Origin of the sequence: Microbacterium sp. NPDC090014 (genome assembly GCF_044748285.1) — a bacterium.
Lineage (GTDB): Bacteria > Actinomycetota > Actinomycetes > Actinomycetales > Microbacteriaceae > Microbacterium.
On record NZ_JBIVFS010000001.1, the window covers coordinates 894,982 to 920,686 of the forward strand.

The window sequence follows — 25,705 nt, forward strand, 5'->3', positions numbered from 1 at the left end:
CGCGGGCATCGCTTCGCCTGCGCCCTATCCCCCGGCGAACGGGGGAAGCACGTCGATCAGCTGGGCGTCGTCGAGCGGACGGTCGTCATCGCTGCGCACACCGTCGACCATGACCGCGCACCGCGGAAGGATGTCGGCGAGCGCCGGATGGTCGACGACGACGGCGGCGCGCAGCTGCTCGAGCGAGTGCTCGCCGCGGTCCTCGGCGTCGGTGCCCGCGGCCTCGGCGGCCGCAGCGAAATAGCGGACGCGGGTGGTCACAACGTCTCTCCCTCGCGCACCCAGTCGCCCGAGCGCCCACCCGACTTCGCGACGATGCGCACGTCTTCGATCACGACCGAGCGGTCGAGGCCCTTGATCATGTCGACGATCGCGAGGGCGCTCACCGAGACCGCTGTGAGGGCCTCCATCTCGACGCCCGTGCGGTCGGCGGTGCCCACGGTCGCCTCGACGTGCACGCCGTCGTCGACGATGTCGAGCTCGACCGACGCGCGGTGCACGCCGATCACGTGGGCGAGGGGCAGCAGAGCGGGTGTCGACTTGGCCGCCTGGATGCCGGCGATGCGGGCGACCGCGAGCACGTCGCCCTTGGGTGCGGTGCCGTCGCGCAGGGCAGCGATGACTTCGGTGCCGCAGCGCACGAATCCGCGCGCGGTGGCGGTGCGGACCGTCGGCTGCTTGCCGGTCACATCGACCATGTGGGCGTGGCCGGCCGAATCGAGATGCGTGAAGCTCATCCGACCAGCATGACATCGATCGCATCGCCCACGGCGACGGCCTCGACCTCAGCGGGCACGACGGCGAACGCGTGGGCGCGGGCGAGTCCGCCGGCCAGGTGCGATCCCGAGCCGCCCGAGGTCGCCGGGCGCACGGTCCTGTTCACGAGGTCGACGACGGCGGGCAGGTACTGACGGCGTCCCGGCGGGGTGGTCCACGCGGCATCCGCGGTGAAGGATGCGCGCGGGCGGTGGATCTCGGAGCGACCCTGCAGCGCCAGCAGCGCGGGGCGCACGAACACCTCGAACGACACCGCCACGCTCACGGGGTTTCCGGGAAGACCGAACACCAGAGTGCCGGCGTCGAGCACGCCGAACGCCTGCGGCTTGCCCGGCTGCATCGCGACGCTCGCAAACTCGACCTCGCCCTGTCCGTCGAACGCGCCGCGCACGGGTTCGTATGCACCGGCGCTCACACCGCCGGTGAACACGATCACGTCAGCGCCGCGTTCTACGGCGGTCGCCGTGACGGTGCGCACGGCATCGGCGTCATCCGCGACGCGGGCAACGAGCACGACCTCGGCGTCGGCATCGGCGACGAGGAGCTCGAGCAGCGGACCGTTGGAATCGGGGATGCGGCCGCGCGCTGCCGGCTCACCCGGCTCGAGCAGCTCACTGCCGGTCGATACGACGGCCACCCGGGGTGCGCGTGTCACCGTCACGCTCTCGACCCCGGCGGCGACGGCAGCGGACAGCTGGAACGCTCCGAGGCGCTCGCCGGCGAGCACCACTGCGTCACCGGCGCGCAGGTCGGCGCCGCGACGGCGGATGAACGCTCCTGCGGTCGACGGAGCGCGCAGCACCCGCACCTCGCCCAGCGAATCGGCGAGACCGCCGACGGTGTCCTCGAAAGGCACGATCGCGTCCGCCGCAGTCGGGGCGGGCGAGCCGGTCATGATGCGTGCCGCCTCGCCGACTCCGAGTGCCGGGTCGTCCGACACCCCGGCGGGCAGATCTGCGACGACGCGGAGCGCGACAGGGCTCTCGTCGGATGCCGAGACGACATCCGCCGCTCGCACGGCGAAGCCGTCCATCGCGGAGTTGTCGAAGAGCGGGATGTCGTGCGCCGCCGTCGCAGGCTCTGCGAGCGTGCGCTGGGCCGCGTCCCGGATCGCCCGTGCCTCGGCGGGCAGTGCGCGTACGGCATCCAGCACCCGCGCGAGCTGATCCTCGACGGATCGGCGGCCGCCGCCCGCGGCGCTCATGCCGACACCGCCGAACGGATGGCGATCTCGTGCTGTCTCGAGGTGAGGGAGTCGATCATCGCGAGCCGGCCGAGCAGCGGCTCGCCCGCGCCGGTGATGAGCTTCACGACCTCGCCCGCCAGCATCCCGCCCACCTGCACGCACAGGGCCCCGAGCACGCCGACCTGCGCGCAGCTGGGCGGCTCGCCCTCGGTGCCGAGCGGGAAGAGATCGGTGAGCACCACGGGCGTGTGGCCTTCGGGGGGATTCGACCAGAACACGGTGGCCTGCGCGTGCCACTCCTGCACGGCACCCCACACGAGCGGGATGCCGAGGCTCTCGGTCGCAGCGGCGACGTCGCGGCGGGTCGCGAAGGAGTCGCTCGTGTCGACCACGATGTCGGCCCCGGCGAACAGGCGCTCGGCGTTCTCGGAGTCGAGTCGCTCGGAGGCCGTCACGACCTCCGCACCCGGTGACAGTGCGCTGATCGCGCGCGCCGCCGAAACGGTCTTGGGGCGGCCGATGTCCTCGACACGGTGGGCGAGCTGGCGCTGCAGATTGGTCAGCTCCACGACGTCGTCGTCGATCACCGTGATGCTGCCGATTCCTGCCGCGGCCAGTGCGAGGAGCACGGGGGAGCCGATGCCGCCGGCGCCGACCACGGTGACGTGGGCCGCGGCGAGACGGCGCTGCCCCTCCTCTCCGATGCCCGTGAGCACCGCGTGCCTGGCGGTGCGGACGAGTTCGGCCGGGTCGAGGGCGGGCGCGGGAGCGACGAGCGGCTGCATTGCACCAGGCTATGCCCGGGGTGAGCGATTGCGGCGGGCGCGAGGGTATTCGTCCGGAGTTCGCAGCGAACGGATGCCGCGCGAGCGCGTTGCTTCCGCGAATGCGGTGATTTAGTGTTTCAGCATCCGCGTCTGCGGTAGTGTTCACCCATGCAGAGCTTTCGGATCGCCCGCGCAGCACAGCTGCTCGGAGTGAGCGATGACACGGTGCGGCGCTGGATCGATCAGGGCCTGCTACCGACGACGGATGCCGTCCCGGCCGAGATCCCCGGTGACGCTCTCGCCGCCCGCGCTGTGGAGCTCGCCGAGGAGGCGCAGGCGTCGGATCATGCTCTCTCGAGCGCCCGCAACCGCTTCGTCGGCATCGTGACGCGCGTGCAGATCGACGGAGTCATGGCACAGGTCGACCTGCAGTCCGGACCCCACCGCGTCGTCTCGCTCATGTCGGCCGAGGCCGCCCGCGAGCTGAACCTGGAGGTCGGCTCGCTCGCCACCGCATCCGTCAAGGCGACCAACGTCGTCGTCGAAGTGCCGAAGGGCTGACATGAATCGCGCCCTGCGTCGCACCGTCGCGGTCGTCCTGGCCGCCGCCGCTCTCGCCCTCACAGGGTGCACCGCCGAAGCCCCGGCCCCTGCCAGCTCGGGAGATGCACCGGAGAGTGCCGTCAGCGGCGAGCTCACGGTGTACGCCGCCGCATCGCTGTCGGGCGCCTTCGACGAGATCGGTGCGGCCTTCACCGACGAGAACCCCGATGTGACGTTCAGCGGCGTCTACGACGGATCGTCGACGCTGGTCACCCAGCTGCGCGAGGGCGCTCCGGCCGACGTCTTCGCCTCGGCCGACGAGGCGAACATGGACAAGCTCGAGGATGCCGCGGTCGACCCGACCCTGTTCGCCTCCAACACGCTCGTGATCGCCGTTCCCACGGGCAATCCGGGTGGCGTCGAGACCCTCGCTGATCTGGCCGACGTCACCACCGTGCTGTGCGCCCCCGAGGTGCCGTGCGGCGCCGCCTCGGCGACGCTGCTCTCGAACGCCGGCGTCGCGGTCGACGCCGCGAGCCTCGAGCAGAACGTCACCGCCGTGCTCACCAAGGTCGCAGCCGGTGAGGCGGATGCGGGCCTCGTCTACGCCACCGACGACGTCGGTCGCGACGATGTCGAGGTGATCGTGCCCGACGGTGCCGACAAGGTCGTCAACCACTATCCGATCGCGACGCTGTCGGAGGCATCGAACTCTGCGGCCGCCGACGCGTTCGTCGGGTTCGTGCTGTCGGATGATGGCCAGAGCATCCTGGCCGACTTCGGCTTCGGAGCGCCGTGACTGCGGCCGCTTCACACGGATACGCGCCGCGTGCCCTGGCCATCCCCGCCCTGATCGGTCTCGCGTTCCTCATCCTCCCGCTCGCGGCGCTCGTCGCCCGTGTCGAGTGGTCGACCTTCATCACCGACGTGACGTCGGAGTCCGCGCGCTCGGCTCTGCTCTTGTCGCTCGGCACCGGCCTCGTCGCCACTCTGCTGTGCATCGTGATCGGTGTGCCGCTGGCGTTGACGATCGCCCGCTCCGGGCCCCGCCTGGCCGCCGTGCTGCGGGCCGCGGTCACGGTGCCGCTCGTGCTGCCGCCGATGGTCGGCGGTGTCGCCCTGCTCTACCTGTTCGGGCGGGCGGGGTGGTTCGGCGGTCTCGGGATCTCCTTCAGTACGCCGGCCGTCGTGCTCGCGCAGACCTTTGTGGCGCTGCCGTTCCTCGTGCTGGCGGTCGAAGGGGCTGTGCGCACCTCCGGCGTCGAGTACGAGCGGACCGCCGCCGCGCTCGGAGCCGGCCGCTGGACGATCCTGCGCCGCATCACGCTGCCGCTCGCGGCGCCCGGGATCGTCGCGGGCGTGGTGCTGTGCTTCGCCCGGGCCATCGGCGAGTTCGGCGCGACGGCACTCTTCGCGGGCAACCGACCCGGCGTCACGCAGACCATGCCCCTGGCGATCTACACGGCCTTCAACGGCGCAGGCGTCACCCAGGGGGCCGCGGTCGCCCTCGCGCTGCTGCTGCTCGCCACGGCGATCCTCGTGCTGCTGCTCGTGCGCGGCTGGCGGCCGGGGGCGGCGCGATGAGCGCGCCTGCTGTCGCCGGGCTGCGCGCTCGCGTGGTCGTGCCGCGAGAGCACTTCACCGTCGATGTCTCGCTGCAGGTGGAGACCGGCGAGACGGTCGCCGTGATGGGACCCAGCGGAGCGGGCAAGTCGACGCTGGTGCAGGCGCTCGCCGGACTCGAGCCGCTGGGCGGGGGCGAGATCGCCGTCGAGGGCCGGGTCGTCGACCGGGTAGCGAAGCCTCGGATGAGGACCGAGCCGATGCGCCGCGGGGTCGTGCTGCTCGGGCAGAAACCGCGGCTGTTCCCTCATCTCTCGGCGCGCGAGAACGTGGCGTTCGGGCCACGGGCGGCGGGCACTGACGCGCGCGCGGCGCGGGCGGGGGCCGACGATTGGCTCGCACGGGTCGGTCTCCCCGGCTCCGGAGAGCGGATGCCGCACGAGCTGTCCGGAGGCGAGCAGCAACGGGTCGCGGTCGCTCGCGCGCTCGCGGCATCCCCTCGCGTCGTGCTGCTCGATGAACCGCTCGTCGCCCTCGACCCCGAGACGGCAGGCGACATCCGGCGGATGCTGCGCGACCAGCTCATCTCGACCACGACCGTCGCGGTCACGCACGATGCGGCGGACGCCGTCGCGCTCGCCGACCGGCTGATCGTCGTCGAGGCTGGTCGCGTGACGCAGGAGGGCCCGGTGCGCGAGGTGCTCGCGGCCCCGGCATCCGGTTTCGTCGCGTCGATCGCCGGGGTCAATCGCCTGGTCGGCGTCGCACGCGGGGGATCGTGGAGCTGCGGCGACGCACGGTTGACCAGCGCCCAGCCTGCGTCGCGTGCTCTCGCGGCGACCGACGGCGTTGCGCTCGCCGCGGTCTTCCGCCCGGGCGACGTTCGGGTCGCCGAGGCAGGCCCGGGGTCGTGGACCGCTGTGGTGGCGCGCATCGAGCCCACGCTGGGTGGCGTGCGCGTGCACACCGATGCAGGCGCGATCGACCTGTCGCTGGATGCTGCCGGAGGGTTGGCGGTCGGCGACCGGGTTCGGTTGCGGGTGGACCCGGCGCTGGTGCGGTTCGTCGCAGTTCCGTGAGCTGCAGCCGTGCGCTGAGCTCGCCCGATGACTGGTGAACTCCCGGCTGAATCTCCCGCCAGGTGGCCTGGGCGAGCGCCGCGCGTCCCGAGAGGACCTGGCAATATGCCGGTCGTCGCGCCCGCATGGGCCGCGCGACGCGGGGCGCGGGTAGTCTCGGAACATGTCGGGGAGAGGGAAACTGCGATGACGGCCGTGCCGGTCGTGATCGGTGTGCGCTCGCCGCATCCCGTGGTCGCCACAGACCCCGCGCCCGCGTCGCAGGGACTCGTCGACACCCACGGTCGCGTGCACCGCGACCTGCGCATCTCGCTGACCGACCGCTGCTCGCTGCGCTGCACCTACTGCATGCCCGAGCAGGGAAACGAATGGCTCGCGCGCACCAGCATCCTGTCGACCGACGAGATCGTCGAAGTGGCGCAGGTCGCCGCATCGCTCGGCATCCGCACCTTCCGGCTCACCGGCGGTGAGCCGCTGCTGCGTGCCGACATCGTCGACGTCGTGCGCCGTGTCTCGGCGATCGAGGGGGACGAAGGCCCTGTCGAAGTCGCCATGACGACGAACGGCATCACGCTCGCGAAGCACCTGCCCGACCTGATCGACGCCGGCCTCACGCGACTCAACATCAGCATCGACACGGTCGATCGTCAGCGCTTCGCCGACCTCACGCGTCGAGACCGCATCGACGACGTGTTCGAGGGCATCGCGGCAGCGGCGGCATCCGACCTCCGCCCGCTCAAACTCAACACGGTCGCGATGCGCGGCGTGAACGACGACGAACTGCCCGACCTGGTCGCGTTCGCGATGGAGGTCGGTGCGCAGCTGCGCTTCATCGAGCAGATGCCGCTCGACGCCGGGCACACCTGGGATCGCGATTCGATGGTGACGCGCGAGGAGATCCTCGAGAAGCTCAGCGCGCGGTGGGATCTGGAGCCGGTTCCCGGCCGCGGCGGTGCGCCGGCGGAGAAGTGGCGCATCGACGGCGGACCGCACGAGGTCGGCGTCATCGCCTCGGTCACCGCCCCCTTCTGCGGCGCGTGCGACCGACTGCGACTGACCGCCGACGGGCAGCTGCGCAACTGCCTCTTCTCGAACGCGGAGTACGACCTGATCGGCGTGCTGCGCGGCGACGGAGCATCCGACTCCGCCCGGCGTGCTGGCGGGATCGCCGACATGCTGCGCTCCTGCGTGCACGGCAAGCTGCCGGGGCACGCGATCAACGACCCGTCATTCCTGCAGCCCGCCCGAGGCATGAACGCCATCGGCGGCTGAGTCAGCCCCGCTTCGCGTTCACAATTCAGCAGAGAACGTGCGTTCCGCGCGTCCAGAGTGCGTATTAGGCGCAGTTCCGGCTGTTCATGCTGAATTGTGAACGGCGAGAACGCGCGTCAGTCGAGGAACTCCCGCGCGGCGGCCGACAGTGCGGTGACGCCGACTTCGATCGTCGGGTGGATCTCGGGCGCGAAGAACGGCGAGTGGTTGGTCGGGATGTCCTTGTCGAGCGTCCCCGCGGCGGCGGATGCCGCGAACTTCGCCGCATCGATGCCGCCCCAGAACCAGAAGACCAGCGGCGCGCCGGTGTCGCGGGCGAACCACGACACGTCCTCGCTGCCGGTGAACATCCCGGGGTCGACGACCGACGCCTCGCCGAGCGCGCGCTGCAGGGCGGAGGTGACGCGCGCGGTGGCATCGGCGTCGTTGATCGTCGGCGGCAGGGTGTGGTCGGTGCGGATCTCGGGTTCGCGCTCGGCTCCGGATGCCGCCGCCTCAGCCCGCACGATGCGCTCGACGCTCGCGAGCACCTTGTCGCGCATCTCGTCGTTCGGATAGCGCAGGCTGAGCTCGAGCTTGGCCTCGGCCGGGATGATGTTGTTCTTCAGACCCGCATGAATCGAGCCGACCGTCACCACCGCGACATCGCGCGGGTCGACCTCGCGCGATGCGATGGTCTGCAGCCGCATGACGGTCGCCGCGGCCATGACGACCGGGTCGATCGTGGAGTGCGGGCGTGAGCCGTGTCCGCCGCGTCCGTGCAGCACGACGGTGAGTCCGTCGGATGCCGCCATCTGTGTGCCGGGGCGTACGCCGATGGTTCCGGCGGGCAGGGGAGTGACGTGCTGGCCGAGCACGACGTCGGGGTGCGGTACGAGATCGCGCAGTCCGGCGTCGAGCATGGCACGGGATCCGGCGCCGTACTCCTCGGCGGGCTGGATGAGCACGACCACGGTTCCCGACCAGTCGGCCTTCTCGGCGACGAGCTTCTCGACGGCGCCGATCATCGCCGTGACGTGCATGTCGTGGCCGCAGGCGTGCATGACGGGCACGGTGTTGCCGGCCGGATCGATGCCGGTCGCGGTGCTCGCGTACGCCAGCCCGGTCTCCTCGCCGACGGGCAGCGCGTCCATGTCGGCGCGCGCCCACACGACCGGGCCGTCGCCGTTGCGCAGGATGCCGACCACGCCGGTGACGCCGATGCCCTCGTGCACCTCGAGGCCGAGATCCCGCAGGTGGCCCGCGGCGATGCCGGCGGTGCGCGTCTCCTGGAACGAGAGCTCGGGATGCTGGTGCAGGTCGGTGTAGAGCGCTTCGAGGTCGATCGTCATGGCCCGAGCCTAGTCGCGGCGGTACGACTCCAGTGCCGGTCCTGGATGCAGTACGCCGTTGACGATCGACCGGATCGCGAACTCGCTCGCCTCGCCGAGGTCGAACACGTCGCGATGCAGCAGCCATTGCAGCTGCAGGCCGTCCATCACGGCGAGGATGCTGGCGGCGGCCGTCGTGATCGTCGAGGGCTCGGTCACTCCCTCCTGCGCGCACAGGGCGTGGAAGGCCTCCGTCACCTCGCGTCGCAGCGTCGTGTAGCGCTCTTCGAAGTACTCGCGGCCGGGGTGGTTGTCGGTCACGGACTCCGATGAGAGCACGGTGTACGCCTGCACGATCCCAGGGCGCCGCTCGTTGGCGATGGCGGTGCGCACGAGGTGCAGGAAGAGCTCGGGTCCGCCGGGGATGTGCTTCTCGGCGAGCTCGGCGACGTCGGCCTGGTCGCGGTAGGCGAGCACCTCGAGCAGCAGCTTCTGCTTCGACCCGAAATGGTGCAGCACGCCGGCGTGGGTGATGCCCACCTGCTCGGCGACATCCGCGAGGGTGCCGTTGGTCGATCCCTTGTTGCCGAAGATCTCGACGGCGGCTTTGAGGATCTGCTCGCGCTTCTCGCGGGTGGCAGGCCGGACGGACGTGTGGGCGACAGCATCCTTCGACATGGTCCATCCTCTTCTGCACGGAATCCTGCACTGGATCGTACTTGCCAACTCTACTTACCAACGAGTAACCTCGCACCAGCTTACTTTCTCGCCAGTAAGCGAATGCAGTCGGATGCCCGGGCACCGACAGCCACACAGCACAACGACCCGTGCCCAAGGAGAAGCAATGAAGCTCAGAAAGTCCATGATCGCCGTCGCGGCGATCTCCGCCCTCGGCGTCTCGGCCCTCGCCGGCTGCGCAGCCGGCGGATCGAACGACGGTGACGCCGGATCCGGCGGCGCAGCACTGACGATCGCCAAGCCCGACGGCGCGATCACCACCGAGTCGAACAACCCCTACGTCGGCGACTCGTCGGCGTCGAAGTACGGCTACGGCAAGGTCATCTTCGAGACCCTCGGTCTCGTCAACCAGACCGGCGACCGCGAGGTCACCCCCTGGCTCGCCGAGAGCATCGAGTGGAACGACGACTACACGGCCCTCACCGTCGTGCCCCGCAAGGACGTCACCTGGAGCGACGGCGAGCCGTTCACCGCCGACGACATCGTCTTCACCTACGAGCTCGTGTCGACCCCCGAGCTCGACACCGCCGGCCTCAAGTTCGAGGGGGCGACCGTCGAGGGCGACGCCGTCACCCTGAACTTCGGCGAATCGAAGTACGTGAACCAGGCGCGCGTCCTGCACGTGCCGATCGTGCCGAAGCACATCTGGGAGAACCTCGACGAGCCGGCCACCGACCCCGTCAAGGGCGACGACCTGGTCGGCACCGGCCCCTACGCCCTGTCCAACTGGTCGACCGAGTCGGTCACGCTCGAGGCCCGCGACGACTACTGGGGCGGCGATCTCGCCGTTCCCGAGCTGCACTACGTCTCGTACGGCGACAACACCGCTCTGACGACGGCTCTCGCGCAGGGCGAGGCCGACTGGGCGCAGGCGTTCATCCCGCAGATCCAGGAGCAGTTCCTCGACGCCGACCCCGAGCACAACAAGTTCTTCGTCGCGCCGACCACGGGTTCGGCGACGCTGTTCATGAACCTGCAGCAGAAGCCGTTCGACGATGTGGCGTTCCGCCAGGCGCTCGCCTGGGTCATCGACCGCGACGCCTACGTCGACATCGCCCGTGAGGGCGCGAGCGAGCCGGTCTGGTCGGTGACCGGTCTGTCGTCGATCCTCGAGGACGAGATCCAGCCCGAGTTCCAGGGCGAGGAGTACTCGGTCGACGCCGAGAAGGCGCGCGACCTGCTCGAGAGCGCCGGATACACGTGGAAGGACGACGCGCTGATCGACCCCGACGGCACGCCCGTCTCGTTCACGCTCTCGGTGCCCTCGGGCTGGAGCGACTGGAACACCGCGCAGGAGCTCATCGCCGAAGACGTCACCGAGGCCATCGGCGCCGAGGTCAAGATCGACATGCCCGACTGGGGCGGCTGGGCGGGCCCCCGCGACGACGGCTCGTTCTCGGCCATCATCCACTGGCTGGAAGACAGCGGCACGGCCTACGGCCTGTACACGTCGACGATGGACCCGCGCTGGATCTCGCCCGAGGGCATCGCCGGGTTCAACTTCGGACGCTTCGAAGACCCCGCGGCCACCGAGGCACTCAACACCTACGCGAACGCGTCGTCCGATGAGGAGCGCACTGCGGCGATCACCACGCTCGAGCAGATCTTCGTCGAGCAGGTCCCGGCGATCCCGCTGGGCGCGCACCCGCTGCTCGGCGAGTACAACACCCGCAACTACGTCGGGTGGCCCTCGGAGGACGACCCGTACGCCTCGGGCGACCCGACGCAGCAGAACATCGTGCAGATCCTCACGAAGCTGAAGCCGGCCGAGTAAGCAGTCCCGGAGGGGCGGATGCAGCGGCATCCGCCCCTCCCACCGACCTCCCGACCGACGAAGGACCCCTCATGTCAGAACCACTGCTCAGCGTGCGCGACTTCTCGGTCGTGTACGACGTCGACCCTCCCGTCGAGGCGGTGAAGAACGTCACGCTCGAACTGCAGAGAGGCGAGATCCTCGGTCTCGCCGGGGAGAGCGGATGCGGCAAGACCACGCTCGCCTACGGCGTGCAGCGACTGCTCCGGGCCCCTGCGGTGATCGCGGGCGGCAGCGTGACCTTCCACGATGCATCCGGTGTCGACGTCGACATCAACGCGCTCGACGTCGAGGCGATGCAGAAGTTCCGCTGGGACAAGGTCTCGATGGTGTTCCAGGGCGCGATGAACGCACTGAATCCGGTGGCGACGATCGGCTCGCAGCTCGAGGACGTGTTCGAGATCCATCGTCCCGACATGACGCGACGGCAGCGCAGGGCCGAGGCCGAGGAGCTGCTCGAGATCGTCAAGGTCGGGCGTCAGCGCACCCGGTCGTTCCCGCACGAGCTCTCCGGCGGCATGCGCCAGCGTGTCATGATCGCGATGGCCCTGGCGCTGCGCCCGCAGCTGATGGTCATGGACGAGCCGACCACGGCGCTCGACGTGCTCGTGCAGCGGGAGATCCTCAAGCAGATCTCGCAGCTGCGGCACGAGTTCGGCTTCTCGGTGATCTTCATCACCCACGACCTTCCGCTGCTGCTCGAGATCAGCGACCGCATCGCCATCATGCGCGAGGGCGAGATCGTCGAGCTGGCCTCCGCCGAGCAGATCTGGACCGACCCGCAGAACGACTACACGAAGACCCTGCTGTCGTCGTTCCCCCGACTCACCGGTGCGAGAGGAGTGCTGACCCGATGACCACTCTCGAGTTCGCCCACGTCAGCAAGATCTACAACGTCCGCGGAGCCGGCCAGCTCAAGGCGCTCGACGACGTCAGCTTCACCCTGAACTCCGGCCAGACCATCGGTCTCGTCGGCCAGTCGGGCAGCGGCAAGTCGACCATCGCGAAGATCCTCACCCAGCTCGAGACGCCCACGTCCGGCGAGGTGCGGCTCGACGGCGCACCCATCCCGCGGCGCGGCAGGGGACTGCGGAAGTACCGCCAGCAGCTGCGGATGGTGTTCCAGGACCCGTTCGCCTCGCTCAATCCGTACCACTCGATCCGCTATCACCTCGAGCGCCCGATCCGTCTCGACGACGTCGTCCCCAAGAAGGACACCGAGGCCGAGGTGCGCCGACTGCTCGAGCGCGTGCGCCTCGACGCGGATGCCGTGATCGACCGCCGCCCTCATGAGCTGTCGGGCGGCCAGCGTCAGCGCGTCGCCATCGCCCGTGCGCTCGCCTCGCGGCCGTCGCTGCTCGTCGCCGATGAGCCGGTGTCGATGCTCGACGTGTCGATCCGTCTCGGAGTGCTGAACCTGCTCGCCGATCTGCAGCGCGAGGAGGGCCTCGGCGTGCTCTACATCACCCACGATCTCGCCACCGCCCGCCACTTCAGCGACAAGATCATGGTCCTGAACCAGGGTCGGGTCGTCGAGTACGGCGACGCCGACGACGTGATCCTCACTCCGCAGGACCCCTACACGCGCGAGCTGCGGGCGGCGTCGCCCGACCCCGACAAGCACTTCGCGACGACCGGCTCGCACGGAGGTGCACTGTGACCACCGCATCCCCCGATCTGGGTCAGATCGACCAGGAGGACCGCGACGCGCTCGAGGTCGGCACCACCGCGACCGTCGCGCAGAAGGGGCGAGCCGTCGTGCCCTGGCGGTTCTTCGCCGGGCGGGCCGGCTTCTACCTGTTCACGCTGTGGGCGGCCATCACGATCAACTTCTTCCTCCCGCGGTTCATGAAGGGCGACGCGGTCAGCTCGTACCTCGCGCGCAACCGCAACATCAGTCCCGAGGCGGCGGACTCGCTGCGGGCGCTGCTCGGCATCGACACCGACAAGTCGATGTGGCAGCAGTACATCGAGTACTGGGCGATGCTGTTCCGCGGCGACCTCGGCATCTCGACACTGCACGGCCTGCGTCCGGTGAGCGAGGTGCTGGCATCCGCTCTCCCGTGGACGCTCGGTCTCGTCGGTCTCGCCACGATCATCTCGTTCGCGCTCGGCACGGTCGGCGGCGCGATCGTCGGCTGGAAGCGCGGCAGCAGGCTCGACGCCCTCATCCCGATCACGACGTTCTTCAACACGATCCCGTACTTCTGGCTCGGTCTCATCGCGATCGCGATCTTCTCGTCGACCCTCAAGTGGTTCCCGTCGTCGCACGCCTATGACAAGGGGCAGTCACCCGAATGGAGCCTCGACTTCATCGGCCAGGTCATCGTGCACGGCACCCTGCCGGCGGTCACGATCATCATCGCCTCGCTCGGCGGATGGATGCTGGGCATGCGCAACATGATGCTCACGGTGCTCGACGAGGACTACATCACCGTCGCCCAGGCCAAGGGCATGCCGAACAGGCGGGTGCTGTGGGCGTATGCCGCTCGCAACGCGGTGCTGCCGCAGATTCAGAGCTTCGCCCTCTCGATCGGGTTCATCGTCGGCGGCACGATCGTCATGGAGATGGTCTTCAGCTACCCGGGCGTCGGCAAGCTGCTGCTCGACGCCACGAACGCGAAGGACTTCGCCCTCATGCAGGGCGTGTTCCTCGTGATCACGCTGTCGGTGCTGGTCGCCAACATCCTGGCGGACATCGTCTACGCATACCTCGACCCGCGCACGCGCCAGACGGAGGCCTGACATGAGCGTTCCCACCTCGACCGACACGACCGCGCCCGACGGCAGCGCGATCCCCACCGGGATGCCGGAGACTGCCACGTTCCGCACGGCCCACGGCGACCAGCCGACCCGCAAGACGTTCTGGTCGCAGCTCGCCCAATCGTTCGCGATGTTCCGCAACCCCAAGTCGATCGCCGGCCTGATCATCCTCGGGGTGTTCGTGCTGATCGCGATCTTCGCGCCGCTGCTCGCCCCCTACGGAGCCACGCAGAAGGACCGCACCGCGCTGCGGCAGCCGCCCTCGTTCGACCACTGGCTCGGCACCACCCACATGGGCGAAGACGTGCTCAGCCAGCTCATCTTCGGCACGCGCGGCGTCGTCGTGGTCGGATTCCTGTCGGCGATCATCGCCACCGTCATCGCGATCACGATCGGCGTCATCGCCGGATATGTGCGCGGGTGGAAGAGCGAGTCGCTGTCGGCGCTCACGAACGTGTTCCTGGTGATCCCGGGCATCCCGCTGATCATCATCGTGGCGTCGCAGTTCGAGAACCCGCCGCTGATCGTGATCGCCGCAGTGCTGGGCCTCACTGGCTGGGCATGGGGCGCGCGCGTGCTGCGCGCGCAGACCATGTCACTGCGCAACCGCGACTTCATCCAGGCGGCGCGCGCCAACGGCGAACCGCTGCACCGCATCATCACCGTCGAGATGCTGCCGAACCTCATGGCGCTGATCGCGTCGAGCTTCGTCGGCACCGTCACCGCCGCCATCCTCGGTCTGACGACCCTCGCCTTCATCGGGGTGATCCCGGTGAGCAACCTCAACTGGGGCACCATCCTGTTCTGGGCGCAGCAGAACGGCGCCTTCCCGAGGCTGTGGTGGTGGTACGTGCCCGCAGGACTCTGCATCGCGATCATCGGCGTCGCCCTGTCGCTCATCAACTTCGGCATCGACGAATACGTCAACCCGAGGCTGCGGTCGGCCGGTGAGCGTGCCCGCGCGATGAAGAAGAAGGGGCTCGACGTGAACGATCCGGTGACGGCGGTGCGCAGCGCGCCGACGACCGACTCGGGTACCGTGCAGAGCGCGGCGACAGCGACGACGACCCATACGAAGACCGACAAGAAGACACAGAACGCCGAGTGATGACCTCTCAGACCCTGACCGAATCCCTGCCCTACCTCGACCCAGAACTGCCGATCGCCGCGCGCGTCGCCGACCTCCTCGACCGCATGACGGTCGAGGAGAAGATCGGGCAGATGCTGCAGCTCGACGCTCGCGACGACCTCGACGATCACGTGCTGGGCAAGCACGTCGGCTCGATCCTGCACACCTCGCCCGAGCGCATCATCCGGGCGAACGAGCTGACCGCCCAGACGCGACTGCGCATCCCGCTGCTCGTCGCCGAGGACTGCATCCACGGCCACTCCTTCTGGCCGGGAGCGACGATCTATCCGACGCAGCTCGGCATGGCGGCCACGTGGGACGCCGAGCTGGTCGAGAAGGTGGCGAGGGCCACCGCGGTCGAGGTCGCGGCGACCGGCATCCACTGGACCTTCTCGCCGGTGCTCTGCATCGCGCGCGACCTGCGCTGGGGCCGCATCGACGAGACGTTCGGCGAAGACCCGTTCCTCATCGGCGAGCTCGCCTCCGCCATGGTGCGCGGCTACCAGGGCGAGGGCCTCGACGACCCCACCGCGATCCTCGCGACGGCGAAGCACTTCGCCGGCTACTCCGAGACGCAGGGCGGGCGCGACGCCAGCGAGGCCGACATCTCGCGACGCAAGCTGCGGTCGTGGTTCCTGCCGCCGTTCGAGCGGGTGGCCCGTGAAGGATGCCGCACGTTCATGCTCGGCTACCAGACCACCGATGGGGTGCCGATCACGGTGAACGACTGGCTGCTCAGTGATGTGCTGCGCGGCGAGTGGGGCTACACCGGCACGCTGATCACCGACTGGGACAACGTCGGACGCATGGTCTGGGAGCAGCATGTGCAGCCCGACTACGCGCACGCCTCGGCTGCGGCGGTGAGCGCGGGCAACGACATGGTGATGAACACTCCGGGCTTCTTCGCCGGAGCTCTCGAGGCGGTGTCGAACGGCCTGCTCGAGGAGGACGCCTTCGATGACGCCGTGGCGCGCATCCTCACGCTCAAGTTCGAGCTGGGGCTGTTCGAAGACCCGCGACTTCCGCAGGCGGATCTGGATGCCGTGGTCGGCAGCGCCGCCCACGCCGAGCTCAACCTCGAGACGGCCCGCCGTTCGATCGTGCTGCTCGAGAACGACGGCGTGCTGCCGCTCGACGCGCCGCTGACGGTCGCGGTCGTCGGGCCCCTCGCCGACGACGCCCAGACGCAGCTCGGCGACTGGGCGGGCGGATCGGGTCAGGCCGGATGGCTCGACGGACAGCCGCGCGAGATGATCACCACCGTGCTCGACGGTCTCGCCGGTATCGACGGATGGTCGGTGACGCACGCGCGCGGCGCCGAGATCCTCACGCTCGAAGACGATCCGCGGGGCACGAAGTTCCCCGACGGACAGCCCCGCCCCTCGGTCGTCGTCCCGAGCGCACCCGACGACACCATGATCGCCGAGGCCGTCGCTGCGGCCGAGGCGTCCGATGTCGTGGTCGCCGTCGTCGGCGACCGTATCGAGCTCGTGGGCGAGGGCCGCTCGACGGCGACGCTCGAGCTGATCGGCGGACAGAACGCGCTGCTCGACGCGCTCATCGCGACGGGGAAGCCAGTCGTCGTGGTGCTCCTGGCCTCGAAGCCGCTCGTGCTGCCGGCATCCGTATCGAAGGCCGCCGCCGTGATCTGGGCGGCGAACCCCGGCATGCAGGGCGGCCGCGCGCTCGCCGAGATCATCTCGGGTGCGGTCGAGCCTTCGGGGCGCCTGCCGATCTCCTTCGCGCGCCACGTCGGCCAGCAGCCGACGTACTACAACCAGATCCGCGGCCAGCACGGCGACCGCTACGCGGACCTCACGCAGTCTCCCGCGTGGGCGTTCGGCGAGGGGCTGTCGTACTCGACGGTCTCGTACGGCGAGCTCTCGCTCGACACCGACCGGCTCGGTCTCGCCGACACGATCGTCGCCGAGGTGACGGTGACGAACACCGGTTCGCGCCCGGTGCGCGAGACGGTTCAGGTCTACGTCCGCGACTCCGTCACGAGCGTGAGCTGGGCTGACAAGGAGCTCAAGACCTACCGCCAGGTCGACGTCGCGCCCGGAGAGTCGGCGCGCGTGCGGCTCGAGGTGCCGGTCGCCGAGTGCTCGATCGTGGATGCGGCCGGCAACCGTCGCGTCGAATCCGGCGCGTTCGAACTGCTGGTCGGTCCGAGCTCGCGCGAAGAAGCCCTGCGGAGTGCTGCGTTCACCGTGGCATGAGTCTGCGACGAGGGCGCTCAGGCGTCCTCGTCGCGGAGGCGCTGCGGCCCCGCGCCCTGACTTCCCAGGGCATCGTCGGGGTTGAGCAGACCGCACGCCTTCATCGACAGGCATCCGCAGCCGATGCATCCCGTCAGCTCTCGTTCGAGTCGCTCGATGCCCTCGCGGCGCTTCTCGAGTTCGCGCTTCCAGCGGCGTGACGCCCGCTGCCAGTCGGCGTGACTCGGGGTCTGCGTGAGCGGGACGTCGGCGAACGCGTCCTGCACATCCGACAGGGGGATGCCGAGGCGCTTCGCCACGGTGATGAGCGAGACCCGGCGCAGCATGTGTCGGGCGTAGCGGCGCTGATTGCCGGCGGTGCGCGTCGACGCGATGAGACCGAGGCTCTCGTAGAAATGCAGGGCGGACGGGGCGACGCCGGTGCGCCTGCTCATCTCGCCGATCGTCAGCGGCTCGTCGGGTCCGTGCGCAATCCGGTCCGGATCGGTGCTCATCGCGGCCTCCTCGATTTGACCTCAAGTGTACTTGAGGTCATACGGTGGCAACCGTGACCCGAACGGAGACCGCCACCCGATGACCTACGTGATCGCCCTGCCCTGCGTCGATGTCAAGGACCGTGCGTGCATCGACGAATGCCCTGTTGACTGCATCTATGAGGGCGAACGCTCGCTGTACATCCACCCCGACGAATGCGTCGACTGCGGCGCGTGCGAACCCGTCTGCCCCGTCGAGGCGATCTACTACGAAGACGACCTGCCCGACGAGTGGCAGGACTACTACAAGGCCAACGTGGAGTTCTTCGATGAGCTCGGGTCGCCCGGTGGCGCCGCGAAGCTCGGCATCATCGAGCGCGACCACCCGATCATCGCCGCACTTCCGCCCCAGGAGGCACCCGAATGAGCAGTCAGCAGCACCCCGCCGCGCCGGTTCCGTCCGAGGTCGGTGAAGGGCTCAAGGCCGCGTTCCGCGCGCATCCGGCGGGGGTCGCGATCATCACGGCGATGACCCCTGCCGGTCCCGTCGGTCTCACGGCGTCGAGCGTCGCATCCGTCGCGGTCGACCCCGCGGCGATCGTGTTCTCGGTCACCAGGGCCACCGGCAGCGCGGGCTCGATCCTCAACGCCGAGTCGTTCGTCGTGCACCTGATCGACGACGAGCACTCGGCCCTGGCGCAGAGCTTCGCGGTGAGCGGCGCCGACCGCTTCACCCCCGAGCAGGGGTGGGGCACCCTTCCGACCGGTGAGCCGTACCTCGCCGAGGCGCGAGCCGCGATGCGCGGTCACACGATGTCGACGGTCGCGGTCGGCTCATCGACCGTCGTGGTCGCCGAGATCGACGAGGTGCTGCTCGGGCGGGCGGGCCGACCGCTCGTCTACCTCGACCGCCGATTCCACTCACTCCCCACCGATCAGAACGACTGAAAGGAACAGCATGCCCACTCCGTACACCCTTCCCGAGCTGCCGTACGACTACTCGGCGCTCGCCCCGCACATCTCCGGCAAGATCATGGAGCTGCACCACTCGAAGCACCACCAGGCCTACGTCACCGGTGCCAACACGGCGCTCGAGCAGCTCGGCGCGGCCCGCGAGTCCGGCGACTTCGCCGCCGTGAACAAGCTCGAGAAGGACCTCGCGTTCAACCTCGGCGGTCACATCAACCACTCGGTGTTCTGGGAGAACCTGTCGCCCGATGGCGGCGGCAACCCCGAGGGCGAGCTGGAGGCCGCGCTGACCGACGCGTTCGGCTCGATCGACGCCTTCCGCGCGCACTTCACCGCCACCGCTCTCGGTGTGCAGGGTTCGGGCTGGGCTGTGCTCGCGTGGGACAGCGTCGGTGCGCGTCCGGTCATCTTCCAGCTGTTCGACCAGCAGGGCAATGCCCCGCTCGGCGTCACGCCGCTGCTGCAGCTCGACGTCTGGGAGCACGCCTACTACCTCGACTACCTCAACGTGCGCGCCGACTACGTCAAGGCGTTCTGGGAGCTCGTCAACTGGTCCGACGTGCAGCGCCGGTTCCAGGCTGTGCAGGAGAAAACCGCGGGCCTCATCGTCGCCCGCTGAATCTCACGGATCTCCTCCCGGCGCCAGCGCGTCGGGAGGAGATCTGCGCCGCATTGCAGCCAGCGCGCCGCGTTGCGGCCAACGCGCCGCATCGGGAGGAGATCCGCGATCCGGAGGAGGATGCCGCGGCATCCGCCCTCCCGTCCGCAGATCTCCTCCCGATCGAGTGAGAGTCAGGCGAGCAGTTCGCCCGCGAGCGCCTCGATGCGACGGCGGATGTCGTCGCGGATCGGGCGCACGGAGTCGATGCCCTGCCCGGCCGGGTCGTCGAGCTCCCAGTCCTCGTAGCGCTTGCCGGGGAAGAAGGGGCAGGCGTCGCCGCATCCCATCGTGATCACGACATCAGAAGCCTGCACGGCCTCGGTCGTGAGCACCTTGGGCTGCTCGGCGGTGATGTCGATGCCGAGTTCGCTCATCGCCTCGACCGCGATCGGGTTGATCTGGTCGGCGGGCATGGACCCGGCGGAGCGCACCTCGATGCGGTCGCCGGCGACCTCGCGCAGAAAGCCTGCGGCCATCTGCGAGCGTCCGGCGTTGTGCACGCACACGAAAAGGACGGAGGGTTTGGTGGTGGTCATGATGTCTCCAGGGTAGGCGAGCGTGCGGGGTCGAGGGTCGTCAACGGCGTCCTGCCGATCTGCAGCACCGCCGGAGCCGCGCAGCAGCCGCCCGCCCCGTCGTCGAAGTCTCCTGATCCCCCGCATACCCCGGTCGCGGGCAGGATGAGTTCGTTGCGGGCCGCGCCCTCCCGATCACCGACGAGGTGGGCGGCGACGCTGCGCACCTGCTCGTAACCGGTGAGGGCGAGGAAGGTCGGAGCTCGACCGTAGGACTTCGCGCCGACGATGAAGAGGCCCTCCTCCGGCTGCGTGAGCTGTCGGGCACCGGTCGCGCCCACCGAACCGCAGGAGTGGATGTTGGGGTCGATCTCGGAGGCGATGCCGGCGACCGCATCGAGAGCGGGGTCGAGGTCGATTCGGAGTTCGCGCAGGATGCCGGTGTCCGGCCGGAATCCGGTGAGCGCGAACACGTGCCCGATCTCCGCCATCTCGCGTCCGTCCTCGGCGACGATCACCAGGCCGCTCCCGTCCCGTCGGAACTCGGCGACGCGGAATCCTGTCACCACCTCGACGACACCGTCATGGATCACCTTCGACACCCGAGAGCCGAGCGCTGCGCGTTCGGGCAGCTCGTCTCCGGCGCCGCCCCCGAGAACGTTCGCGGCGCTCCCTCGGCGGAGCAGCCAGGTGACGCGGGTCCCCGGCGACCGGCGGGCCAGTTCGCTCAGGCGCAGCACGGCGTGCGTGGCGGAGTGTCCCGCTCCGACGACGACCACATGCGAACCCGCGAGCTCGGACACGTCGTCGGGGATGCGATAGGAGATCAGATCGGATGCCGCGGCCTCGCCCACGGCGGGGAAGCCGTCTGCGCCCGCAGGGTGGGGGAGGTCCCAGGTGCCGCTCGCGTCGATGACCGCCCGGGCGCGGATCCGCGACTCGGTGCCGTCCGTGTCGCGGGTGTGCACGACGAACGGCTGGTTCCTGCGTCCGGACTCGACGACCTTGTCGCGACCCTGGCGAGCGACGCCCGTGACGGCGGTGCCGTACCGGATCCGCTCACCGAGTGCGCCCGCGAGAGGCGCCAGGTAGTCGCTCACCCATTCCGCCCCGGTCGGGCAGCCTGCGGTCGGTGCGGTCCACCCGGTCGGCTCGAGCAGGCGACGCGCGGCGGCATCCGTCAGCTCGGGCCACGCCGAGAACAGGCGCACGTGGCCCCATTCGGAGACCGCGGCGGCAGGGCCGCGCCCGCGTTCGAGGACGACGACGTCTTCGCGGCGTTCGACGAGATGCGCCGCCGCGGCGAGACCCTGCGGCCCCGCGCCGATGACGACGATGGGAAGCTCGGACACGACATCTCCTCAGATCGAAAGACTTCAATACGAGAAGCGTCGCCCACGTATCGAAGATTGTCAATACGTGAGAGGATGAGCGCATGACGCTTCCGGTGACGATCGAGCAGACGGGCTGCTGCACGCCGCGCGCGGCATCCGCTCTTCCGCTCGCCGAGGCTGAACGGATCGCCCGCCTGTTCAAGGCGCTCGGCGACCCGACGCGCATCCGTCTGCTCTCGCTGATCTCGTCGGCCGCGGGTGGCGAAGCCTGCATCTGCGACCTCACCGATCCGGTCGGTCTGTCGCAGGGCACGGTCTCGCATCACATGAAGCTGCTGGCGGACGCCGGACTCGTCACGCGTGAGCAGCGCGGCAAGTGGGCGTACTTCTCCCTCGCCGAGGGCGCTCTCGACGCCGCCGGCGACGCGCTGCGAGCCGTCTGATCCTGCTGCGCTCCTCAGGTCGGCGTGCGGTCATCCCGATAGGCTGATTCCATGGCCCTCCTCTCGATCGCCGGTTCGGCGCGCGCTCCGCATGAGCTGCGCTCGGCGACTCCGATGAAGGAATGGATGCGCGTCGTGCTCCACCCGGGCACGAACGGGTGGACCAGCGTCTGGGGCACTCTCTCGCACGGCGAGATCGCGGGCTGCCCGCCGCCACGCGACTAGACCGCGCCTCTGTGGGGTGCGGTCTTCCGCGTCGTTCACCCCTTCTCTCGCGTGAGGTCTCGTCATGTCCGCTTCTCCTGTCCGCACCCGTCCCCGTCTCCGCCTGGCTCCCCATGAGCTGTGGCGAGGCATCCGCTCCAACGCCCGCAGCGAGGTGCTCGGGGGTTCACTGTTGCTCGCCGCCACCGTCGCCGCGCTGATCCTCGCCAACACCCCCGCCGTGTCGTGGTACGAGTCGGTGCGCGACTTCACGTTCGGCATCCCCGAGCTGCATCTCGATCTGAGCATCGGGGCCTGGGCCGCGGACGGCCTGCTCGCGATCTTCTTCTTCGTCGTGGGTCTCGAGCTGAAGGAGGAGTTCGTCACCGGCCGACTGCGCGATCCGCGTCAGGCGGCGCTGCCGATCGCCGCAGCCGTCGGCGGGGTGATCGTGCCGGCGATCATCTTCGCCCTGATCAACGCGGGCGACGGCGACGCCCTGCGCGGCTGGGCCATCCCGACCGCCACGGACATCGCGTTCGCGGTCGCCGTGATCGCCGTGGTCGGGAAGTTCCTCCCACCGGCGCTCCGTGTCTTCCTGCTCACACTCGCGATCATCGACGACCTGATCGCCATCACGATCATCGCGACCTTCTACACCGATTCGATCAGCTTCCCCTGGCTGACTCTCGCGCTGCTGCCCCTCGCAGGATTCGCGCTGCTCGTGCAGAAGGGCGTGCGGGCGTGGTGGATCCTGATGCCTCTCGCGATCGCCGTGTGGGTCTGCATCCATGCCGCCGGCATCCACGCGACCGTCGCCGGAGTCCTCCTCGGTTTCGTCGTTCCTGTCATCCCGACCGAGCACGCTCGGGTGCCGCGAGGGACGGATGCCGACGGCGAGCCTCTCTACGACGGCCTCGCCCCGCACTTCGCCGACCGGTGGGGTGTCGTGGCGACGCTGTTCGCCGTGCCCGTGTTCGCCTTCTTCGCGGCGGGCGTCACGATCGGCGGACTCGCGGGGCTCGCGTCGGCGCTGACCGATCCGATCGCGATCGGCATCATCGTCGGCCTCGTCCTGGGCAAGCCGATCGGGATCCTCGCGACCACGTTCCTGCTCAGCCGGGTGCCCGCTCTGCGTCTCGACGAATCGCTGCGCTGGCCCGACCTCACCGGCATGGCGTTCCTCGCCGGAATCGGATTCACCGTCTCCCTGCTCGTCGGCGAGCTCGCCTACGGGTCGAGTTCGGTCGCCGACGAGCACGTCAAGATCGGCGTGCTCCTCGGCTCCCTGATCGCCGCGGTGATCGGCGGGCTGATGCTCGCGAGGCGCAACGCTCTCGCCCGCCGATCGCCGCTCGACGCCTGAGGGCGATGGTCAGGAGCTGCCGACCGTCGACTGCAGCTTCGCCATCACCTGGGTGATCGTGAACGATGCCGATTCCTGGCGAGCGGGGAACTCGGCAAGGGTGTGCAGCATGTTCGCCACATACGCCTGGGCCGGGATGAACAGGAAGATGTGGTCGAGCACCCAGTCCCAGTAGGTGTTCGAGGTGATGTCGGCGCGCTCGAACGGATCGGTGCGCAGATTGAAGAGCTTCGGGAACCGCAGCTCGATGTAGGGCTCCTGCCACACCTGCAGGGTTCCGACCGCGCGCTGCTCCAGGAAGACGAACTTCCAGTTCTCGAAGCGCAGCGCCGTGAGGTCGCCGTCGTCCGAGACGTAGAAGAAGTGTCGTCGCGGACTGTGCTCGGCGACTCCCGTGATGTAGTCGAGCTGGTTGTTGCCGTCGAGATGGACCCTGAAGTCGGTGCCGTGCAGATCCGTGCCCGCCTTCAGACGCTCGGCGATGTCGGCGTCGCCGGCCGCCGCGAGCAGCGTCACGAACCAGTCGTTGTGGCTCACGATGCCGTTGAGCGTCCTGCCCGCGGGGACGTGCCCGGGCCAGCGCACCATCGCCGGGACCCTGTAGGCGCCCTCCCAGTTCGAGTTCTTCTCGTTGCGGAACGGCGTCATGCCGGCATCCGGCCAGCTGTTCATGTGCGGGCCGTTGTCGGTGGAGTACATGACGATCGTGTTCTCGGCGAGGCCGAGCTCGTCGAGCAGATCGAGCAGACTGCCCACCACGTCGTCATGATCGAGCATCGTGTCGTGATACTCCGACTGCCAGCGTCCGGCCCGCCCCTTGCTCTCCTCCTTGGTGTGGGTGCGGAAGTGCATGTGCGTCGAGTTGAACCACACGAAGAACGGGGTGTCGTCGTCGGCCTGAGCGCGGATGAAGTCCGCCGCAGCATCGCGGAACTCCTCGTCGACGGTCTCCATGCGCTTCTTCGTCAGCGGACCGGTGTCTTCGATGCGCTGCGTGCCGTCGTCGTTCGCCCACGAGTGGATCACGCCGCGCGGGCGGAACCGCTCGCTGAACCCGGGGTACTCCTCGTCGGTCGGGTAGTCCGGGTGCTCCGGCTCCTCCTCGGCGTTCAGGTGATAGAGGTTGCCGAAGAACTCGTCGAAGCCGTGCGCCGTCGGCAGGTGCTCGTCGCGGTCGCCGAGATGGTTCTTGCCGAACTGGCCGGTGGCGTAGCCGTGGTGCTTGAGCGCATCCGCGATCGTCGGATCCTCCGGCTGGAGCCCCAGCTTCGCCCCCGGCATCCCCACCTTCGTGAGACCCGTGCGATAGGGGTTCTGTCCGGTGATGAACGCCGCACGCCCGGCGGTGCAGCTCTGCTCGCCGTAGTAATCGGTGAACTTTACACCCTCATCGGCGATCCGGTCGATGTTCGGAGTCCGATAGCCCATCAGGCCGTCGGTATAGGTGCTCAGATTGGCGATGCCGATGTCATCGCCCCAGATGATGAGGATGTTGGGCTTGTCGGACATTGTCGCTCCTCGGTCGGCGGTGAGGCCGGGCAGGCGCCCGTGCCGCTCAGCCAACCAGGGGCTCGGGTCAATGCCCAGGGGTGCCTCACACGGAGCGGGTGAGGCGGAATCCGATGTGCGACATGCCGGTGTCCTCCGCCTGGGGCGAGCGGGCGGCCGGGCGGAAGCGCAGGCAGTAGTCGGGGGAGCACAGGTGTGATCCGCCCTTCAGCACCCGGCGCGGGATGCTCGGGAAGCCCTCCTGCGCGCTCGCCGCCGCCAACAGGTTCGCGCGCTTGCCGGGATCCACCGGCTTGTCCGACAGCTTCAGATGCCGCGGCGTGTAGAAGTCGCTCGTCCACTCCCAGACGTTCGCGATCATGTCGTAGAGTCCGTAGCCGTTGGGGGCGTACGACCCGACCGGGGCCGTGCCGCCGACGCCCTGGTTGTCATACGGGAAGCGACCCAGCCAGGAGTTCGCCTGCGCCTCGCCGCCGGGGTAGATCTCGTCGCCCCAGGCGAACGGCGCACCGTCGACCCCGCCGCGGGCGGCGTACTCGTGCTCGGCCTCGGTGGGCAGGCGCATCCCGACCCAGTCGGCGTAGGCGACCGCGTCCTCGAACGCGATGTGCACGACCGGATGCTGCAGCCGATCGTCGATCGACGAGTCGGGGCCGAACGGATGCCGCCAGGAGGCGCCCGCCTGCCAGCGCCACCAGTTGCGCCAGTTGCGCAGGTCGGTCGGGCCGGCGGTCGGCGTGAAGACCATGGAACCGGGCACGAGGTCCCTCGGATCCGCATCCGGGAAGGCAGCCGGGTCGAGAGGCCGCTCGGCCACGGTGATATATCCCGTGGCATCGACGAATTCCGCGTACTGCGCGTTGGTCACCTCGTAGCGGTCGATCTCGAACGAGGCGACCTCGCGCTCGTGCACCGGGCGCTCGTCGGGGTAGAAGTCCTCGGACCCCATCCGGAAGGTTCCGCCGGGGATCAGCACCATGTCGCGAATGTTCGTCACCCGCGTCAGCGTAGCGTCCGCGCCGGAGCGGGAGCGGCTACGGTCGCCCGCGCCGGGTTAGCCGACCGGCCGCGC

The 25,705-nt window shown here is 69.3% G+C and carries 28 protein-coding genes; 17 read left to right on the forward strand and 11 right to left on the reverse strand.

The genetic code is table 11. From position 1 onward, the window contains the following. Positions 1–24 precede the first annotated feature (24 nt). The 4 genes from ACIPV5_RS04340 to ACIPV5_RS04355 are packed head-to-tail and all read right to left on the reverse strand — an operon-like array spanning position 25 to position 2,748. Entirely contained in the window at positions 25–261 is a 237-nt protein-coding gene (locus ACIPV5_RS04340) for a MoaD/ThiS family protein (protein ID WP_187248955.1), read from the reverse strand. Beyond that, the gene (gene moaC / locus ACIPV5_RS04345) at positions 258–737 is read right to left on the reverse strand and encodes a cyclic pyranopterin monophosphate synthase MoaC (RefSeq protein ID WP_363519296.1); all 480 of its coding nucleotides are present in this window, start codon (positions 735–737) and stop codon (positions 258–260) included. The genes ACIPV5_RS04340 and moaC overlap by 4 nt, the downstream gene beginning before the upstream one ends. Further along, the gene (gene glp, locus ACIPV5_RS04350; RefSeq protein WP_400339969.1) at positions 734–1,981 is read right to left on the reverse strand and encodes a gephyrin-like molybdotransferase Glp; all 1,248 of its coding nucleotides are present in this window, start codon (positions 1,979–1,981) and stop codon (positions 734–736) included. Before glp ends, moaC begins: the two co-directional genes overlap by 4 nt. Then, a complete protein-coding gene (locus ACIPV5_RS04355) occupies positions 1,978–2,748 on the reverse strand; it encodes a HesA/MoeB/ThiF family protein (RefSeq protein ID WP_053098560.1) in 771 nt (256 codons plus the stop codon). Before ACIPV5_RS04355 ends, glp begins: the two co-directional genes overlap by 4 nt. A 150-nt stretch (positions 2,749–2,898) precedes the next feature. On the opposite strand from ACIPV5_RS04355, the gene ACIPV5_RS04360 reads away from it, so the two are divergent. From ACIPV5_RS04360 to moaA, 5 genes are all read left to right on the forward strand, one after another. After that, entirely contained in the window at positions 2,899–3,291 is a 393-nt protein-coding gene (locus ACIPV5_RS04360; RefSeq protein ID WP_056276411.1) for a molybdopterin-binding protein, read from the forward strand. 1 nt (position 3,292) lies between these two features. Then, the gene (gene modA, locus ACIPV5_RS04365) at positions 3,293–4,072 is read left to right on the forward strand and encodes a molybdate ABC transporter substrate-binding protein (protein WP_400339972.1); all 780 of its coding nucleotides are present in this window, start codon (positions 3,293–3,295) and stop codon (positions 4,070–4,072) included. Next, positions 4,069–4,857 carry a molybdate ABC transporter permease subunit gene (gene modB / locus ACIPV5_RS04370; RefSeq protein ID WP_072590601.1) on the forward strand — a complete coding sequence of 263 codons (789 nt, stop codon included), beginning with the start codon at positions 4,069–4,071 and terminating at the stop codon, positions 4,855–4,857. The genes modA and modB overlap by 4 nt, the downstream gene beginning before the upstream one ends. After that, complete coding sequence (locus ACIPV5_RS04375) at positions 4,854–5,915, forward strand: sulfate/molybdate ABC transporter ATP-binding protein (RefSeq protein WP_400339975.1); 1,062 nt, start codon at positions 4,854–4,856, stop codon at positions 5,913–5,915. The genes modB and ACIPV5_RS04375 overlap by 4 nt, the downstream gene beginning before the upstream one ends. A 186-nt stretch (positions 5,916–6,101) precedes the next feature. Then, positions 6,102–7,187 carry a GTP 3',8-cyclase MoaA gene (gene moaA / locus ACIPV5_RS04380; protein WP_400339976.1) on the forward strand — a complete coding sequence of 362 codons (1,086 nt, stop codon included), beginning with the start codon at positions 6,102–6,104 and terminating at the stop codon, positions 7,185–7,187. A 116-nt stretch (positions 7,188–7,303) separates the two neighbouring features. On the opposite strand, the gene ACIPV5_RS04385 is transcribed toward moaA, so the two are convergent. Together ACIPV5_RS04385 and ACIPV5_RS04390 are read right to left on the reverse strand one after the other, a co-directional pair. Further along, complete coding sequence (locus ACIPV5_RS04385) at positions 7,304–8,518, reverse strand: amidohydrolase (protein WP_053098565.1); 1,215 nt, start codon at positions 8,516–8,518, stop codon at positions 7,304–7,306. Between the two features lie 9 nt (positions 8,519–8,527). Beyond that, positions 8,528–9,175 (reverse strand): TetR/AcrR family transcriptional regulator, encoded by a 648-nt coding sequence (locus ACIPV5_RS04390; protein ID WP_056276425.1) that lies wholly within the window; start codon positions 9,173–9,175, stop codon positions 8,528–8,530. 166 nt (positions 9,176–9,341) lie between these two features. On the opposite strand from ACIPV5_RS04390, the gene ACIPV5_RS04395 reads away from it, so the two are divergent. The 6 genes from ACIPV5_RS04395 (at position 9,342) to ACIPV5_RS04420 (ending at position 17,159) form a co-directional block, all read left to right on the forward strand. Next, entirely contained in the window at positions 9,342–11,009 is a 1,668-nt protein-coding gene (locus tag ACIPV5_RS04395) for an ABC transporter substrate-binding protein (RefSeq protein WP_072590603.1), read from the forward strand. Between the two features lie 71 nt (positions 11,010–11,080). Then, a complete protein-coding gene (locus ACIPV5_RS04400; protein WP_053098568.1) occupies positions 11,081–11,905 on the forward strand; it encodes an ABC transporter ATP-binding protein in 825 nt (274 codons plus the stop codon). Continuing rightward, positions 11,902–12,708, forward strand: a complete 807-nt coding sequence (locus tag ACIPV5_RS04405) for an ABC transporter ATP-binding protein (RefSeq protein ID WP_053098569.1) — start codon at positions 11,902–11,904, stop codon at positions 12,706–12,708. Before ACIPV5_RS04400 ends, ACIPV5_RS04405 begins: the two co-directional genes overlap by 4 nt. Then, on the forward strand, positions 12,705–13,793 hold the full coding sequence (locus ACIPV5_RS04410; RefSeq protein WP_295101801.1) for an ABC transporter permease: 1,089 nt from the start codon (positions 12,705–12,707) through the stop codon (positions 13,791–13,793). Before ACIPV5_RS04405 ends, ACIPV5_RS04410 begins: the two co-directional genes overlap by 4 nt. Position 13,794: 1 nt before the next feature. Continuing rightward, the gene (locus ACIPV5_RS04415) at positions 13,795–14,919 is read left to right on the forward strand and encodes an ABC transporter permease (RefSeq protein ID WP_400339978.1); all 1,125 of its coding nucleotides are present in this window, start codon (positions 13,795–13,797) and stop codon (positions 14,917–14,919) included. Continuing rightward, complete coding sequence (locus ACIPV5_RS04420) at positions 14,919–17,159, forward strand: glycoside hydrolase family 3 N-terminal domain-containing protein (RefSeq protein WP_400339980.1); 2,241 nt, start codon at positions 14,919–14,921, stop codon at positions 17,157–17,159. Before ACIPV5_RS04415 ends, ACIPV5_RS04420 begins: the two co-directional genes overlap by 1 nt. A gap of 17 nt (positions 17,160–17,176) precedes the next feature. Here the strand turns inward: ACIPV5_RS04420 and soxR are convergent, their stop codons facing one another. After that, on the reverse strand, positions 17,177–17,653 hold the full coding sequence (gene soxR, locus ACIPV5_RS04425) for a redox-sensitive transcriptional activator SoxR (protein ID WP_053098572.1): 477 nt from the start codon (positions 17,651–17,653) through the stop codon (positions 17,177–17,179). A 79-nt stretch (positions 17,654–17,732) separates the two neighbouring features. On the opposite strand from soxR, the gene fdxA reads away from it, so the two are divergent. Genes fdxA through ACIPV5_RS04440 form a run of 3 tightly spaced genes read left to right on the forward strand, consistent with a single transcriptional unit; the run spans position 17,733 to position 19,220 of the window. Continuing rightward, a complete protein-coding gene (gene fdxA / locus ACIPV5_RS04430; protein WP_053098573.1) occupies positions 17,733–18,059 on the forward strand; it encodes a ferredoxin in 327 nt (108 codons plus the stop codon). Continuing rightward, entirely contained in the window at positions 18,056–18,580 is a 525-nt protein-coding gene (locus tag ACIPV5_RS04435) for a flavin reductase family protein (protein ID WP_053098574.1), read from the forward strand. Before fdxA ends, ACIPV5_RS04435 begins: the two co-directional genes overlap by 4 nt. Before the next feature lie 10 nt (positions 18,581–18,590). Further along, entirely contained in the window at positions 18,591–19,220 is a 630-nt protein-coding gene (locus tag ACIPV5_RS04440; protein ID WP_053098575.1) for a superoxide dismutase, read from the forward strand. 173 nt (positions 19,221–19,393) lie between these two features. Here ACIPV5_RS04440 and ACIPV5_RS04445 read toward each other — a convergent pair whose 3' ends face one another. Continuing rightward, complete coding sequence (locus ACIPV5_RS04445) at positions 19,394–19,798, reverse strand: arsenate reductase ArsC (protein ID WP_053098576.1); 405 nt, start codon at positions 19,796–19,798, stop codon at positions 19,394–19,396. Beyond that, entirely contained in the window at positions 19,795–21,129 is a 1,335-nt protein-coding gene (locus ACIPV5_RS04450) for an NAD(P)-binding domain-containing protein (RefSeq protein ID WP_400339985.1), read from the reverse strand. The genes ACIPV5_RS04445 and ACIPV5_RS04450 overlap by 4 nt, the downstream gene beginning before the upstream one ends. Positions 21,130–21,212: 83 nt before the next feature. On the opposite strand from ACIPV5_RS04450, the gene ACIPV5_RS04455 reads away from it, so the two are divergent. From ACIPV5_RS04455 to nhaA, 3 genes are all read left to right on the forward strand, one after another. Then, complete coding sequence (locus tag ACIPV5_RS04455) at positions 21,213–21,554, forward strand: helix-turn-helix transcriptional regulator (RefSeq protein ID WP_053098578.1); 342 nt, start codon at positions 21,213–21,215, stop codon at positions 21,552–21,554. A gap of 51 nt (positions 21,555–21,605) precedes the next feature. Then, the gene (locus tag ACIPV5_RS04460; protein WP_171821976.1) at positions 21,606–21,779 is read left to right on the forward strand and encodes a hypothetical protein; all 174 of its coding nucleotides are present in this window, start codon (positions 21,606–21,608) and stop codon (positions 21,777–21,779) included. Positions 21,780–21,843: 64 nt separating this feature from the next. Continuing rightward, positions 21,844–23,124 carry a Na+/H+ antiporter NhaA gene (nhaA, locus tag ACIPV5_RS04465; RefSeq protein ID WP_400339989.1) on the forward strand — a complete coding sequence of 427 codons (1,281 nt, stop codon included), beginning with the start codon at positions 21,844–21,846 and terminating at the stop codon, positions 23,122–23,124. Positions 23,125–23,133: 9 nt separating this feature from the next. On the opposite strand, the gene ACIPV5_RS04470 is transcribed toward nhaA, so the two are convergent. Next, the gene (locus ACIPV5_RS04470) at positions 23,134–24,633 is read right to left on the reverse strand and encodes an arylsulfatase (protein ID WP_400339992.1); all 1,500 of its coding nucleotides are present in this window, start codon (positions 24,631–24,633) and stop codon (positions 23,134–23,136) included. Between the two features lie 85 nt (positions 24,634–24,718). Further along, positions 24,719–25,612, reverse strand: a complete 894-nt coding sequence (locus ACIPV5_RS04475) for a formylglycine-generating enzyme family protein (protein WP_400341239.1) — start codon at positions 25,610–25,612, stop codon at positions 24,719–24,721. Positions 25,613–25,705: the final 93 nt, after the last annotated feature.

What these genes read in the sequence shown, in the direction of transcription:
- moaC (WP_363519296.1), bottom strand. Translation starts at nt 737, where the DNA reads ATGAGCTTCACGCATCTCGATTCGGCCGGCCACGCCCACATGGTCGAT.
- glp (WP_400339969.1), bottom strand. Translation starts at nt 1,981, where the DNA reads ATGAGCGCCGCGGGCGGCGGCCGCCGATCCGTCGAGGATCAGCTCGCG.
- ACIPV5_RS04355 (WP_053098560.1), bottom strand. Translation starts at nt 2,748, where the DNA reads ATGCAGCCGCTCGTCGCTCCCGCGCCCGCCCTCGACCCGGCCGAACTC.
- ACIPV5_RS04360 (WP_056276411.1), top strand. Translation starts at nt 2,899, where the DNA reads ATGCAGAGCTTTCGGATCGCCCGCGCAGCACAGCTGCTCGGAGTGAGC.
- modA (WP_400339972.1), top strand. Translation starts at nt 3,293, where the DNA reads ATGAATCGCGCCCTGCGTCGCACCGTCGCGGTCGTCCTGGCCGCCGCC.
- ACIPV5_RS04375 (WP_400339975.1), top strand. Translation starts at nt 4,854, where the DNA reads ATGAGCGCGCCTGCTGTCGCCGGGCTGCGCGCTCGCGTGGTCGTGCCG.
- moaA (WP_400339976.1), top strand. Translation starts at nt 6,102, where the DNA reads ATGACGGCCGTGCCGGTCGTGATCGGTGTGCGCTCGCCGCATCCCGTG.
- ACIPV5_RS04385 (WP_053098565.1), bottom strand. Translation starts at nt 8,518, where the DNA reads ATGACGATCGACCTCGAAGCGCTCTACACCGACCTGCACCAGCATCCC.
- ACIPV5_RS04390 (WP_056276425.1), bottom strand. Translation starts at nt 9,175, where the DNA reads ATGTCGAAGGATGCTGTCGCCCACACGTCCGTCCGGCCTGCCACCCGC.
- ACIPV5_RS04395 (WP_072590603.1), top strand. Translation starts at nt 9,342, where the DNA reads ATGAAGCTCAGAAAGTCCATGATCGCCGTCGCGGCGATCTCCGCCCTC.
- ACIPV5_RS04400 (WP_053098568.1), top strand. Translation starts at nt 11,081, where the DNA reads ATGTCAGAACCACTGCTCAGCGTGCGCGACTTCTCGGTCGTGTACGAC.
- ACIPV5_RS04405 (WP_053098569.1), top strand. Translation starts at nt 11,902, where the DNA reads ATGACCACTCTCGAGTTCGCCCACGTCAGCAAGATCTACAACGTCCGC.
- ACIPV5_RS04415 (WP_400339978.1), top strand. Translation starts at nt 13,795, where the DNA reads ATGAGCGTTCCCACCTCGACCGACACGACCGCGCCCGACGGCAGCGCG.
- ACIPV5_RS04420 (WP_400339980.1), top strand. Translation starts at nt 14,919, where the DNA reads ATGACCTCTCAGACCCTGACCGAATCCCTGCCCTACCTCGACCCAGAA.
- soxR (WP_053098572.1), bottom strand. Translation starts at nt 17,653, where the DNA reads ATGAGCACCGATCCGGACCGGATTGCGCACGGACCCGACGAGCCGCTG.
- fdxA (WP_053098573.1), top strand. Translation starts at nt 17,733, where the DNA reads ATGACCTACGTGATCGCCCTGCCCTGCGTCGATGTCAAGGACCGTGCG.
- ACIPV5_RS04435 (WP_053098574.1), top strand. Translation starts at nt 18,056, where the DNA reads ATGAGCAGTCAGCAGCACCCCGCCGCGCCGGTTCCGTCCGAGGTCGGT.
- ACIPV5_RS04440 (WP_053098575.1), top strand. Translation starts at nt 18,591, where the DNA reads ATGCCCACTCCGTACACCCTTCCCGAGCTGCCGTACGACTACTCGGCG.
- ACIPV5_RS04445 (WP_053098576.1), bottom strand. Translation starts at nt 19,798, where the DNA reads ATGACCACCACCAAACCCTCCGTCCTTTTCGTGTGCGTGCACAACGCC.
- ACIPV5_RS04455 (WP_053098578.1), top strand. Translation starts at nt 21,213, where the DNA reads ATGACGCTTCCGGTGACGATCGAGCAGACGGGCTGCTGCACGCCGCGC.
- ACIPV5_RS04460 (WP_171821976.1), top strand. Translation starts at nt 21,606, where the DNA reads ATGGCCCTCCTCTCGATCGCCGGTTCGGCGCGCGCTCCGCATGAGCTG.
- nhaA (WP_400339989.1), top strand. Translation starts at nt 21,844, where the DNA reads ATGTCCGCTTCTCCTGTCCGCACCCGTCCCCGTCTCCGCCTGGCTCCC.
- ACIPV5_RS04470 (WP_400339992.1), bottom strand. Translation starts at nt 24,633, where the DNA reads ATGTCCGACAAGCCCAACATCCTCATCATCTGGGGCGATGACATCGGC.
- ACIPV5_RS04475 (WP_400341239.1), bottom strand. Translation starts at nt 25,612, where the DNA reads ATGGTGCTGATCCCCGGCGGAACCTTCCGGATGGGGTCCGAGGACTTC.